Here is a 12,991-nt window from a genome sequence, read left to right on the forward strand (position 1 = left end):
TGCCCAGCAAACACTTTAGCGGGGAGACGTGGAGCACATGGAGTACAAGACGACGGCAAAGTTGGTCATTCAAGCGTGCGACAAAGACCTGCCGGGCGTGTTTGGCCACGGCTGTGTCTTGCTGCTGCAAGGTATTGCCCGAGAGCATTCGCTCAACCGTGCCGCCAAGAGCATGGGCATGGCGTATTCCAAGGCCTGGCGCATCGTGAACGAGGCCGAAGGCCAGCTGGGCTGCAAGCTCATCGAGCGCGACGGAGCCCGCGGATCCACGCTCACGCCGGCCGGCGAGCGAGCCATAGCGGTCTACGAGGAGCTGCAGACCGACATCAACAACGTCATCGCCTCAAAAGCCGACGACCTCATCGCCAGCATCAAAGAGTAGCTAACTTGCGAAGGGCGTTGTCTAGGGTGGACGCTACAACCAGGGGATCGTCGGTGCCGGCGAAGAGGCGGATGGCGCCCCCCTGCTTACCACGCGGGGCCGAAAGGCGCGTTGTTGAGCCGCCGGCGGGCGACGTGCGGAACTCCCCCGGCAATGTGTCGAACAGCTCACCCGCACTTCGCTCGATAAGGTCAAACTCAACTGCCGGGCCAAAGCCGTGCTCGAGGATTCCCGTTGCAACCGCATGGTCGGGATGCGAGCTCAGCCCGGGATAGCGCACGTTGCGCACCATCTCGTTGGCAGCCAGATACTCGGCCAGCGCACGGGCGCGGTCGAAATGCGCCTGCATGCGGGTATCGAGCGAGTCCAGCCCGCGCTCCAGCACATCGGTCTCCTCAGCAGACAGGTCAAAAGCAGGCGCGCTGCAGGTCGCAAGCAACGCGTGCGCGCACTCTGCGGCGGCATCCACGCGATGGCGCTTGAGCTGCGAGCGCGCCACCGAGACGGCGACGAGCTTGCGAGGAGCTTCGCCGGCGCACACACGGTCGAGTGCCTCGAGCGACAGCGCGGCACCCAAGCGCAACGGATCGCATCCAAAAACACCTGCCACGGTGTTATCCACCACAAGCAGCGCATGCGACTCACGAGCCGCGCGGCCCAGAGCGCGAAGGTCGGGCACACGTAGGCCAAACCCGCCGATGGAATTGACGAACCACCACAGATGCGACCCGCCAGCATCAAACGAAGCATCAAAGCCCTCGGACGCGGCGGTAAACGCCGCAACCGACGGCTCCCCCACGAGCACAACGTCGCAGGCATCAAAGCCGCGCGCAAACGCATCGGCAAAGTCATCGGCAAAGGCCACCAAGCGATCGCTGGGACGCACAATCCCCAGCAGCGACAGCGCCGCCGGCACGTGCGAGGCCGCAACAAGACGCGCCTCACGCGCGCCGGCCCTTGCAGCCCAGGACTCTTCTAGCTGTTGCACGTCCACGCGACACCGTCCCTTAAATAATAAAACTGAACCAAATTAGCCATCCTGGAAGAGCACGCGCCAGCGAGCGGGCAGCTGTCGTGGCGAGGTGCCGTGAAAGAGGAGCGACGCGTACTTCATGTACGCGAGCGACGGTTTGAGCGGCAGATCGCCCGGCAGATGCCCGCGCAGCGTCGAGCGGTCCGGCGTTCGTTAGAACACCGGAACAAAATTAGCCGTGATATTCGCCGTTGTACTGGATGAGCGTCAGGTCCTCAACGCCGTCGAGCGCGCGAATCGCATCGGCGTAGGGCATGTCAACGCCGTCCGAGAACAGCTCGACGGCCATCTCCACCTTGTCACCGCGCATGGTCTTGGACTTCACCGTAAACTTGGTGCGCCCAAATGCACGCACGATATCATCGCCGGTGGTCTGACCCGTGTAGTGGATGACCATCATGTACACGCGCGCCTTGTCCTGGTGGCTCGCAAAGCCGGCGATCATCACCACGATCACCACTGCCGTGAGTCCTACGAGCGCATACATGCCGGCGCCCGCCGTAATGCCCGTGGTAATGACCCAAAACAGATACAACAGGTCGAGCGGGTCCTTGACCGCCGTGCGGTAGCGGACAATAGACAGAGCACCGACCATACCGAGCGAGATGACCACATTCGTCGAGATCGCGAGCGTGACCATGCAGGTGAGCACGCACATGCCAACGAGCGTTACGGCAAAACTGCGCGAATACACCACGCCGGTAAAAAAGCGCTTGTACACGTAATAGATCAGGATGCCCATGGCGAGCGCCACGAGCAGCGACAGGCCGATCTTGGCAGGGTCGACCTGACCAAACGCCTCCAAGACAGAGTTCTTAAAAAAGTCCCTAGTGCTCATGGTCTAAATATCCCCTCGGTTCCCAAAATCCGATTCCCAGTAGTTAAAACCGCGCAGGTAGGCGGTCTTGTCATAACACAGGCAGTACTTAGAGACCGCCGTGAGTTCGGCCGCACCTGGCGGCACCATATCGCGCACCAGCTGCGGGCAAAACTCGGTATACTTGACCTCCATCACCAGCTTGCCGGGCTCCAGCACGGGCAACGCGGGCAACGTCGCGTCAAAGATGTCAAAGCTCCCCACCGCCGCACGCACGTTGCTATCAAAGGTAATGCGCACGGTGCCCTCGTCCATCACCCACGGCTCGCGCTCGTAGTCCACGATGGTCCGCGGGCGCATCATATTACAGATGCACTCGATGTAGAACTCGCGACAGAGCGGATAGGGGCTCCTCAGCAAAAAGTCGTAGTCGCCGGCCAGAATCTGCTCATACTCGCTACGCGTGAGCGGCGCGTCCTCCTTGTAGATCCAGCTGCCGTACTTCTTTTTGCGCTCGAGCTTAATCACCTTGTCGCTGCCGTTATAGATGCGCACGCGATACTTTTTGCGCATGAGAATACCGGCGTCTTTTTCCTCGTAGGCCGAGTTGCAGTAGTCGTCAAAGTACAGGCTGCGAATGGTGTAACCACCCGCCCGCGCATGCTTGTCCAGCTTAAACACCGGCGCCATGCGGCAGGCAAGCGCGGCGTGCTCGCCCTCATTAATGAGATATTTGAGCTCGTGGCGATAACGCTCCTGCGTGGCGCGCACAGGCGGAGCCGCTAAGCGCTCAAGCAGCGCGCTAGCCCTCCTCATACGTGTCCTCCACGACCTTACCGCCGTCTTGCACGTAAAAACACTTCATGCCGTAGTGCTTGCCGTCGTCGGTCACATAGTAGTCAAACGCATCTTGTATATAGCCGTCTGAGTTGGTGGCGCGCACGCGCACAAAATACTGGCCGGCATTGGGCGCATCGCAGGTCACCTCGGGCAGTAGCACGTCCTCGGCCTTAAAAAGCACGTCGCTTATGGCATAGTCGCGCGAAAGCTCTACGGTGTAGCGAATGTCGCGCGCCTCAAAGTCGTAGGACGTATCCCAGTTAATGCGCAGCTTACCGTTATCGATCTGCGGCACGCCGATGTAGAACGGCATGGGCTTTTTAAAACTCTCGCGAAAGCTCTTGTAGTTCTCCTCAATCTCGGAGGGAATCGCCGCGGCAATCTGCTCGTATTGATCCTTGGTGACAGGCAGATTATCGATATCGGGCGAAGCAAAGACCAGCGATTCAGTAACCTCGCGATAATGCTTGATCATCTTGCTCAGACGTGCCTCGGTCATATACGAGCGCAGGTCCATGACGGCGCGATCGAGCTCACTGCGAAACGCCTTGCTGCGCAGCGCACGATTAAACAGCACGTTACCCCAATAGTTGCTTACGCCGCGCTCCCAGCTCGCGTAGTCCGAAAACCCTGTAAGAGAAAGCTCCAGCTTGCGCAGCATGCCATCGTTATCCCAATCCAAAAAGTACCAGGTATTTGAGTTGAGCGGGCTGTACAGATAACAGTTACGGTTCTGAGTATCGCAGTTGCCCGTCAGGATCTGAAACGCCAGCCAATAGACCAGATTCTCGGTATCAAAGTAGGTGTCGAGAACCTCATCGATCTTTTGCGATTCGTCGTTGAGCGCATCGAGCATCTCGATGAGCTTGGTGTGGTCCGAATCGCCCTTAATCTCGAGCATGCCCTCAAAGTTTGCCTGGTTATAGTCGGGATCGTCGGCGAGCTTAATGGTGTCCTCATAGCGATGGAAATCAAAGCTGTTCACCTTGTACAGGTGCCCGCTCTTATCCAGGCCATGTGCCTTAAGCGCCGTCTTGTTGAGCTGCTCCACCTGCGTAAACAGGCCGTAGTCCTCAAAGGTATCGTTGGACTTTTCGGTCTGGTCGCACACCCACAGATGCACAAACTGCGTACGCAGGCCCATCATCTGGGGAATCCCGCGGATAAGGTCGTAGGCCATCTTGTTGCGAAAACGCATACCCTCGCCCATGTGCTTGTTGAGCGCAATCGCGCGCTGTTGGCGCCAGGTACCCTTGCCCTTTTTGAGCTCCACCTTGTAATTCTTTTGCGTGTAGGAGCTCGACGTCTGGCCACGCACCTGCACGGTAGCATTGGGCGCTTCCTCGCCATAGCCAACCTCGCCGGCCACCGGGCCGTCTTCGTCGCCCGGCTGCAGCAGGCCCATAACCTGATAGCGCGTCACGCCCATGTCGGCATAGTCATATACCGAGTACGTATTGATCTCGGCCCAGCTGTGGTCGGTGTTCTCGGAGCTGTTGCCGCGCGAGACCGTCAGGTACATGGTCACAATGCCCGAGTCATCATAGACCTCGTACAGCTCGTCCTTATCGCGCAGGTGCTTGGACTGGTCGGAGGCCTCGGCCTTTTTAATCTTGTCCTGCTTTTTGCCCTTTTTAGTCGAGGATTCGTCCTGAGACGAGCAGCCCGAAAGCAACAGCGCGCCGGCAGCCGCCTCGATCAGGCAGCGGCGAGACATCAACTTATCGATCATCAGAACCTCCCCAATGGTTACGATACACGCGAACTACTGCGCGCTGAAACGCGCCGTGCGGCATGCCCTTGCGGCGGCACTCCTCATAGCGCTGCTCGGCACGGTCGAGCAAGCGGCCCAGCTGTGTAAAGCGACCCGTTTTGTCGGTCGCCACAATGGGCTGCTGGCTCAGGATACGATACGGCAAGTTGGCGGTATAGGTATCGAGCCGCAGCAGGGCCACGATAAAAAACACCACCGCACCCAACAAAAAGCCAAAGCCGTAAAACTGCTGCGGCAAAAGCAACGACACGGCGGTCGCCAGCCCTGCCACACCGGCAAACAGGCCCGAGGCCAGAACGGCTCCCTTGTAGTCGGTAAAGTACAGCAAGATAAGCAGGATCGTGTTGCCCACGGCATACAGGCCGTAGCCTACGCATAACGTGCGAAAATACCCGTGCATAAGATTGTTAAAGCCCAGCGGCAGGGCCGAGAGCACTGTGGTCTCGAGCGAGATGACCGCCGCGGTCACAAACAGCTGCTTGAGCGCGCAAAAGCGCAGTTCGCTGTTGAGCGTGGAGAGCATCTCCTCCTCGGCCACCACAATATCGCCCACCACGCCGCCGTCGTTGAACAGGCTGTAGTAGTCACGGTAGCGCGGATAGAAATTGACCTCGACCGACACCACAAAGTTGACGGTCGTGACGAGTGTGGTCAAAAACGCAATGAGTGCCGGAACGTCATGGTAAGGAGCCCCGTAAAACAGGCCTTTGATCTGCACGCCAATAGGGCCCGCCCAGATAATAACCAGGTGTACGAAAAGCCCCAAGTTGGTAAACAGCCCCGTAAGCGCAAGCGGCATAAATTGGTCGAGCCAGCGCAAAAAACGCCAGGGACTCCGATCACTCTGTGGAAAATACCGGTACAGCAGTACCACATCCCAGGCAAGCATGACGCCGTAGCCCAGAGCAACTGATGCCAACAGGCCCTCGACCGGCGGCAGCCCCAGTGCCAGCGCTGCCAGGGCGCACAGGCACGCCACGCCAATGGCGGCCGCAAAGCTGCACAGAATGCCACGATAATCTTTGATGGCCGTGAGATAGCTCATGCCGTTCCAGTTGACGATCATGATGTTGAAGAGCCACAGGCACAGCAGCCCCTGCAGCAGCGTGGCCCCCGAGAACAGCAAAAAGACGCCGTAGAGCACCGTGCCCGCAACGAGCATGATGGCATTAGATCCCCAAAACGAAGGCAGGATCTCATCCTCGCGCTCGGCAAAGAGCATGTCGGCCAAAAAGCGCGTGACCGGCATGGAGAAAAAGCTTGTGAGCGTAAGCGAGGCCAGCAGTGTATAGGTCACCATGCACACCAGCAGATCCTGGTTGGCGCGCCCCACGCCCCACAGACCGCACAGCACCAAGATACCCACCTGGAGTAGCACGCCCAGCAGCATGGGGCCCGTGCACACAATGCCGGCGTAGCCATAGGCGCGCATCGTGGCAAAAAGACCCTTGCGCCTAAATAGGCGTTTGAGCTCAAAACCGATTCCGGCCACCGGCTACTCCCCCTCTCTGGGCAGGTCAAACACGCGCGCCGTCTCGTCGTACATCGCGCGATAGTTGGCGAGCATCTGCTCGTGCAAAAAGTACGTGGCAACGCGACGCTGGCCACGCTCCCCCATCTCAATGCGACGGGCCCGGCTTTTGCACATGCGCTCCATGGCATCAGCCAAACCCTTGCGATACATAGGCGGCGTCACAAAACCCGCCACGCCAAAGTCGTCGCCCGGGGCGCCTTCGAGCAGCTCGCGGCAGCAGCCCACCTCGGTCGTCACGCAGGGACGGCGCGCTGCAAGCGACTCCAGCACGCTGAGCGGCTGGCCCTCGGAGATGCTCGTCAAAATGGTAAAGTCGAGCTTTTCCATGTACTCAACCACGTTGACGCGGCCGGTAAAGATCAAGTCGCGCACGCCCAGGGTATCGACCAGCGCGTGACACTCGGCGCCGTACTCCTCGTCATCCACGCCACCCATGATGTGCAGGCGCACGCGGGGCAGGCGCTCGTGCAGCTCAAAGAAGGCATAGATCATGGTCTTGACGTCCTTGATGGGCGCCAGGCGCACCACCGCGCCAATGTCCACCCAGCCGTCATCGGGCTTTAAGGGAATGTCCTTAAAGCGGTCGAACTGGATGCCGTTGGGGATGACCAGGCATTTACCCGCATCGCAGCCCATATCGATCTGCGTCTTGCGGGCGTTATGGAACAAACTCGTCACGCGGAAGGCGCGGCGGTAGATCTCCTCCGAAAGCAGGTAGAAAAAGCGGATCCAGCGGTCCTTAAACGACGGCACCACCCAGTCGGCGCGAATGATCTCTTCCTCGCGTTCGCGGGTATAGATGCCGTGCTCGGTGAGCAGCACCGGCGCATGGTGAACGCTTGAGCCCAGGCAGGCGAGCAGGCCGCCGTAGCCGGTTGAGATGGCGTGGTACACATCGGCCACCGGCACCTCGCTGCCCAGCAGGTAGAGCACGGGCAGCAACATGGAGCGCATAGTGTGGAATGCGTCGGCAAAAGGCGTGTAGGGGTACTCGGCCAGGCACACGTCGCGAAAGATATCCATAAACGTGCGGCTCTGCAAAAACGAGAGCGGATGCACGCGACGGCGCTGGAAGATATCGAACAACACGTCCCAGTCCGGATTGGAGAGCGACACCAGGCGGCGCAGCGCCTCGCGCTCGCGGGCGTTAAAGTCGGCCTCTTCTTGCTCGCCCGAAAGCCGCAGGGCGTCGTCCAGAAACACCTCGTGTACCTCGACCACGTTTTTGGGTAGCTCGTAGACAAACTTGCCGCGGTCGGCAGCATGCGCGCCAATCACCCACAGCACAAACTCGTGCTCGGGCATGGCCTGGATGTAGCCGTGCATCCAAGTGGACACGCCGCCGTGCACATAGGGGTAGCAACCCTCGAGTACCAAGCAGATTCTCATTTGTCGCCACCCTCCTTGCGTGCAATAGTCACCCTCTTGTCCGTGGCTTTGACCAGGTACAGGTCGCCCGTCAGATGCGTAATCTCGCCACCCGTGACTGCACCAGGCTCGCCGTTGTTGGCGCGGAACATGAGCCACGCCTCGTCGTGGAAATTGCCCAGGCTGATCGTCCAGGCATCCGCGCCTGTGTCCACGCCCACCGTCACGGACGAAAAACGCTGGATGGCGCCCGAGCATTCCGAACCGGTCTGGCGCCGCAGGTCGGGCGCAGACTTGGTAAGCCAGTCCAGGTAGTCGGTCAGACCGCCCTTGTAGACCTCCCAGCCCTCCTTGGCGCCGCGATCGGGATCCAGTAGGTCGTCCGGATGCATAAAGTGCGTGCTCACGTAGTGCATGTTGAGCTCGGACACGGCAGCCAGGCGCATGTAGGAATCGTCGACCATGCCGCCCGAGACAATGCGCGGCTGCTCCACAATGCCATCGCTCGCCACGCCAAACTCCTGCACGTACGGCAGGTCAGTGCCATCCTCAAAATACGTACTGGCGATAGTCTTAATGCGCGGAACGTCGGTGCCGATAAGCTTGCGCGCACGGGCCGAAAGGATATTCGACGGTGGCACATAGACCGAGCCGTGCGCATTAGGCAGCACCTCGTCCTGAAAGGCGATAAGCTCGTTGAGCGAAGCGACGAGCGTCTCTTTGTTCTTCCAGGTCTTGTAGACGTACAACGTACCATAGTCGGTGTCCCAGAGCGCAAGCGGCTGATGGTTGTAGCCGTGGAAACCCAGCTCTCCGCCCATCTGCAGCAGCATGCCGCCAAAGTAGCGGAACTGCGTGGTATCGGCCTGGCGCGCGGGCTCGGTCTGGTTGACCGCGTCCTCGTAGTTTTCGATCATCACGCCGGTAAAGCGAACGCCATATTTTTGCGCGAGCTTTTGCAGATCGGGCCACCAGACCTTGGCATAAAAGTCGGCGATAGAAAGCCCGTAGTCGCGCTTGATGTAGGTGCCGTCGCCCGAGGGCACGGGGCTGGGAAAGTCGTCCAGATAGAAGACGGCGCTGTTGATGACGGGGTAGGCCGTGGCATCGCCCAGCAGGCTGATCGCCGCGGCGTAAAAACCGCGCATGACCTTGTCATAGATACCGATATTGCACACCACGGTGCGACCGCTACCGCAGTCATTCGACCAAATGAGCGGGGCGCCCGCATCGCCGGTCTTAGCCCACACACGAGCCGTCTCGCGCAGCGAAACCGAAAGCGACGAATCAAAGGGGTCCGAGAGCTCGTAGCGCTCTCCCCCGCCCAGCATAAAGTCCTCGCCCGGCACAATGCTTTCGGCTTTTACATAGTCATATCCGGCCGATTCAATGCCAAGCTTGGAGGCAATCACTTGCAGATAGCTCGAGTTATCCGGCGGCATGGCGAGCATAAGCGAACCGCCGGCACTCACCCAACTCATAATGTCGCTCAGGTGCGTACCGAGCCCATCGAGCGACGGCATGAGCAAAATCACGCAATCGTAGGAGGTCAGCGAGGGAATGGCATCCGCGCCGTCCAGGGCAAGGTCCACGTCGCGGTGCGCGATCTTCATGTCGAGCAGAATCTGGTCGAACTGCTCCTTTACGTCCTCGACGCCAGCTTGATCGGAATCGGTAATGACCAGGCACGTGGGCTTTTGGCCAAATATTGCCGAGGAAGCCGGCAGCGCATCGTTGGCGGCAAGCATCCCCAGCTTATGCTGGCCCGCACTGTACTGTACGCCGGCGCGCTCCACCAGCAGCACGGCCGCCATGGCAATAAAGACCGCCCACACCACAAGCAGCCCCATCCAGCGAAAATGGCCCGCACGGTCGCGGATATGCTGTACCACGCTCATCGGGCCTCCTCTCCGTTGCGCCAAAACGCCAGTTCCTCGCGGTTGGCGGCGCTCAAGTATACATGCTGTTTGTCAATTGCATCGATCACGCGGTGGACCTCGTCACCGTCGCGGCGCATCACCGCCAGGCGCAGGCAAAGCATCCAAACCTCCTGCTCCTCGGGCACGTCGAGCACCAGTTGGTCGGTCACGGCCTGCGCCTCGTCGATCTGTCCGACATCGGCCAGCGCCGTCGCGTATCGAATGCGAAGCTCAAGGGTGTCCTCGCGCTCGCAGCGACGCGCAAGCAGGCGCGCGTACTGTTGGCGCTGAATCTGAGCCACGCGCCCCTCGGCCAAGCCCGAGCCCAAGTATTCACCAAGAAAATCGCAGTATTCGTTGAGGTTTTGCGCGCTCGGGTCCGTCTTAAAGGCACGCTCCAGCTGCTGCAGTTTAAGGTCGGACTCCTTGGAGATCTGCGCCACCGCCGTCGCGGCATAGTGTGCCACCTCAACGTCGTCGTTAAGCTTAGCCGCCTGCAGCTGCGCCAAGTACGCGTCGGGCTCCTCGGTGAGCATGGAGAGCATTAGGCGGCGTCGGTCTGCCGGGTCGTTGACGATGAGCGCCTCCTCGAGCGGCACTACGCCTGCATCGGCATCACGTTCGTGCACTAGGATGCTGCGATGCAGGTCGTCGTTGAAGCGCAGCGACTCCAGCGCAGACTCTTTCAGTCCCTCGCCAAACACCGCGCTGCGGACCGATAGCAGAACCACCAGCAACGGTCCCCACAGCGGCACCAGCACTATCACAGCCAGCATGTGCCCGCGCACCGGCAGCAGGCCCAACTTCATGAGCATCCACAGCACCAGGCAAACCAGCGCATGAATCAGCAACAAGACGGCGGCAACGACAAGCGAGATCAAGCGACATCCCCCTCACCGTCACCGGTGTAAGCGATGTGCTGCAGCAGCGCCACGATGTCCTCGCCGTCGACGGGCTCCACCGCAATCTGCTTTGCGCTCAGGCGCTCGCGGATAATGGGCAGATCGCACGCCTTTGCCTGGCGCATAAGCAGGTAGAGCATGTCACCATCGACCAGGCCCGCCGCATCGCTCTCGCGGATTGCCGACCCAATTGCGCCCACTAGCTCGCCGACAGGCTCCATGCCCGGTACCACGCGCAGGAGCAAAAAGCTGCCCATCTTGCCATCTACCAGCGCCTGCTCGGCCGCGAGCTCTTGGCCAAAGGCAGCCTGCTTGAGCACGCAAGTACCGTCAACGCAACGCTTATCCTGTGCCACCGCTTCATAGTCAAAGGCACGGCCCAGCGCGCTTTCGACCAGGCCGCACAAGATGCGGAACAGATTTTGATAATAGAGGGTCATTTGGTTTTCGGCCGCACGACGCACAAAGATCAACACGGCGGGCGCCCCGTCACACTCGATCGTGTATCCAAACATGGGAAGCCCCGGCGTCAGCTCGCGGTTCACCCACAGGTTCGAACGACCCCCGTCGCCCAAAAGGGGCGAAAGCTGCTCAAGCGTAAGCGAGCGTGCGGCATCTTCGGCAATCGCGGGACTTGCTGCCACCAGGCGTGCAAATGCCCCGCCCGAAACATGGTAGATCGCCACCGAATCGTTCTCGAGGATCTCGCCCAGAAGCTCGCAGCACTTGCGATAGATGTCGCGTGGGTTGAGCACGTCAAGCTCCTGCGTCACGGCAAAGATCTTGCCAAAGCTGTCGTGGCGACCCACGATCTGGCGCCTGTACGCGCGCTTATCCTCGATCGCGTCGTGGTAGAGCTGCGTAAGAAACGTATTGCGGTTGCGCACGAGCTCGTTTTGATCGCGCTCCGCCCTAATGGCTTCGCTGTTGCGCAGCTGCACATAGCCGCACACGGCACCCACAACAAAGTACGCGATAAACGGCAGCCAGTTGGACGGCTCGTAGAACAGGCCCTGGAAGGTATAGCCGTACAAAGTAAAGTAACTCGCAGCCAAACCCACCGACGCCAGCAGCGCCGCAACCAGGCCAAAGTCCAAGCCATACAGCGTGCCGATGAGCACCACGTAGAGCAGGCGATAATCGAGCACGTTGAGCTGGGTCGATTGGGAGAACAAGCGCTCCAGCACTTCAAAGAGCACCCAGGCGGCTGCCGTCTCCAGGCATTTGACAGGCAGCGTGCGCATTTGAATGCGGTCGATGGCCGCGCGCAAGGGGATGACCTTCTTTGCACGGCCAGCATCCCAGCGAGCCTGAATGGTCGAGAGGTCGCGCAGCAAGTCGTAGCGCTGAAACCAGCCATAGTGCACGCGAGCGACGTCGCTGGCGGGCAGGGCGTAGCCGGCAGAATCGCCATAGGCAACTGAGAGCCCTGGGAACAGTGCCTGAAGGGCCTCGCCCACCTCGCCCGCCGTATGATGGAAGGTATCGGCTACGTCGAGCGTCTCAAAGTTGCCATCCCAGCTGTCGAAGATACGGCGTACCAGCACCGAAAGCTCCTCGGCACACAGCAGAGGAAACGCCGCATCCTGCGCGCCCTGCAGAGCGGCCGATCCGGTTGAGCATGCGTCGAGCATCGGCACCAAAAACGGGTCTTCCAGCGCGGCAGACGCGGTATACAGGAACGGCACGCGCAGGATCTTGGTCTGAACGCCCTCGCGAGCAGCGTAGTAGCGGCACAGGTCGTTGGCTGCGTGCGCGATAATGCCCTTGCCCGTTCGCCCCGCGGCATCGGCGGCACCCTCGGCACCCGCGGGCCCCGCTACATACAGCAGTTGGACCCGGCGACCCGCGCACGTACGAAAGACCGAGCGCAGCAGCTCGATATCGCCCACGGTATCGGTATGCGGGGTTAGGTAATTAGACAGGTAGACCACGCGGTCGAACTCGTAGGCCTGCTCCAAGTGCCGAAGCAGCTCTTTCCACGAGGCATGGGGCGACGACTCGTCGCGGCGCGCTTCCGCGGCAGCGACGACCTTAACGTGGTCCCCGGGGAACGCCTTGGCGCAAAAGTCATCGTCAACATATGCGGTGTTGCCAACAACCAGCACCTCCATAGCGCACCCTTCCTCTAAAATCCACTTCTGTCATAGTCAAACATGCGTATTTTACGCTGTCAACGCGAGCTGGAGCGCCTTTAAGGCTGTATTAAGAACTTTTTTAGAGGATGTGGGGACATCGAGAGTGCTAAATGAGCGCCCAATCCGGAAGTGCGGTGAAAAACCGAGAACGGTCGACCAGACCCCTGTTTTAGACATCCGAGACCTGCGGTTTTGTTGCCGAAAATCAGTTTGTGCTCGGAGGTTTCCGATTTTTTCACCGCACTTCCGAAATGACAGCCCCGCATCGACAACATTAATCAGAA

The 12,991-nt window shown here is 60.0% G+C and carries 10 protein-coding genes; 1 reads left to right on the forward strand and 9 read right to left on the reverse strand.

Annotation, left to right across the window (positions count from 1 at the left end):
- The first annotated feature begins 37 nt into the window (after positions 1 to 37).
- The gene (locus ACESSC_RS03170; protein ID WP_117806151.1) at positions 38 to 382 is read left to right on the forward strand and encodes a winged helix-turn-helix domain-containing protein; all 345 of its coding nucleotides are present in this window, start codon (positions 38 to 40) and stop codon (positions 380 to 382) included.
- Here the strand turns inward: ACESSC_RS03170 and ACESSC_RS03175 are convergent.
- From ACESSC_RS03175 to ACESSC_RS03215, 9 genes are all read right to left on the reverse strand, one after another.
- Positions 372 to 1,376 carry a PLP-dependent transferase gene (locus tag ACESSC_RS03175; RefSeq protein ID WP_373161164.1) on the reverse strand — a complete coding sequence of 335 codons (1,005 nt, stop codon included), beginning with the start codon at positions 1,374 to 1,376 and terminating at the stop codon, positions 372 to 374. The genes ACESSC_RS03170 and ACESSC_RS03175 overlap by 11 nt on opposite strands.
- A 211-nt stretch (positions 1,377 to 1,587) precedes the next feature.
- On the reverse strand, positions 1,588 to 2,253 hold the full coding sequence (locus ACESSC_RS03180) for a DUF4956 domain-containing protein (RefSeq protein ID WP_373161166.1): 666 nt from the start codon (positions 2,251 to 2,253) through the stop codon (positions 1,588 to 1,590).
- Between the two features lie 3 nt (positions 2,254 to 2,256).
- Positions 2,257 to 3,048 carry a polyphosphate polymerase domain-containing protein gene (locus tag ACESSC_RS03185; protein WP_373161167.1) on the reverse strand — a complete coding sequence of 264 codons (792 nt, stop codon included), beginning with the start codon at positions 3,046 to 3,048 and terminating at the stop codon, positions 2,257 to 2,259.
- Positions 3,035 to 4,804: a CotH kinase family protein gene (locus tag ACESSC_RS03190; RefSeq protein WP_373161168.1), complete on the reverse strand. Its 1,770-nt coding sequence runs from the start codon at positions 4,802 to 4,804 to the stop codon at positions 3,035 to 3,037. The genes ACESSC_RS03185 and ACESSC_RS03190 overlap by 14 nt, the downstream gene beginning before the upstream one ends.
- Positions 4,794 to 6,338, reverse strand: a complete 1,545-nt coding sequence (gene pelG / locus ACESSC_RS03195; RefSeq protein WP_373161169.1) for an exopolysaccharide Pel transporter PelG — start codon at positions 6,336 to 6,338, stop codon at positions 4,794 to 4,796. The genes ACESSC_RS03190 and pelG overlap by 11 nt, the downstream gene beginning before the upstream one ends.
- A gap of 3 nt (positions 6,339 to 6,341) precedes the next feature.
- Entirely contained in the window at positions 6,342 to 7,769 is a 1,428-nt protein-coding gene (gene pelF, locus ACESSC_RS03200) for a GT4 family glycosyltransferase PelF (protein ID WP_373161170.1), read from the reverse strand.
- Positions 7,766 to 9,646, reverse strand: coding sequence for a DUF2194 domain-containing protein (locus ACESSC_RS03205; protein ID WP_373161172.1), 1,881 nt, complete (start codon positions 9,644 to 9,646; stop codon positions 7,766 to 7,768). Before ACESSC_RS03205 ends, pelF begins: the two co-directional genes overlap by 4 nt.
- Positions 9,643 to 10,548 (reverse strand): hypothetical protein, encoded by a 906-nt coding sequence (locus ACESSC_RS03210; protein WP_373161174.1) that lies wholly within the window; start codon positions 10,546 to 10,548, stop codon positions 9,643 to 9,645. The genes ACESSC_RS03205 and ACESSC_RS03210 overlap by 4 nt, the downstream gene beginning before the upstream one ends.
- On the reverse strand, positions 10,545 to 12,683 hold the full coding sequence (locus tag ACESSC_RS03215) for a DUF4118 domain-containing protein (protein WP_373161175.1): 2,139 nt from the start codon (positions 12,681 to 12,683) through the stop codon (positions 10,545 to 10,547). Before ACESSC_RS03215 ends, ACESSC_RS03210 begins: the two co-directional genes overlap by 4 nt.
- Positions 12,684 to 12,991 lie beyond the last annotated feature (308 nt).

Origin of the sequence: Collinsella aerofaciens, assembly GCF_964243765.1 — a bacterium.
In the GTDB taxonomy this organism is placed as follows: domain Bacteria; phylum Actinomycetota; class Coriobacteriia; order Coriobacteriales; family Coriobacteriaceae; genus Collinsella; species Collinsella aerofaciens_BU.

What these genes read in the sequence shown, in the direction of transcription:
- ACESSC_RS03170 (WP_117806151.1), top strand. Translation starts at nt 38, where the DNA reads ATGGAGTACAAGACGACGGCAAAGTTGGTCATTCAAGCGTGCGACAAA.
- ACESSC_RS03180 (WP_373161166.1), bottom strand. Translation starts at nt 2,253, where the DNA reads ATGAGCACTAGGGACTTTTTTAAGAACTCTGTCTTGGAGGCGTTTGGT.
- ACESSC_RS03185 (WP_373161167.1), bottom strand. Translation starts at nt 3,048, where the DNA reads ATGAGGAGGGCTAGCGCGCTGCTTGAGCGCTTAGCGGCTCCGCCTGTG.
- ACESSC_RS03190 (WP_373161168.1), bottom strand. Translation starts at nt 4,804, where the DNA reads ATGATCGATAAGTTGATGTCTCGCCGCTGCCTGATCGAGGCGGCTGCC.
- pelF (WP_373161170.1), bottom strand. Translation starts at nt 7,769, where the DNA reads ATGAGAATCTGCTTGGTACTCGAGGGTTGCTACCCCTATGTGCACGGC.
- ACESSC_RS03205 (WP_373161172.1), bottom strand. Translation starts at nt 9,646, where the DNA reads ATGAGCGTGGTACAGCATATCCGCGACCGTGCGGGCCATTTTCGCTGG.
- ACESSC_RS03215 (WP_373161175.1), bottom strand. Translation starts at nt 12,683, where the DNA reads ATGGAGGTGCTGGTTGTTGGCAACACCGCATATGTTGACGATGACTTT.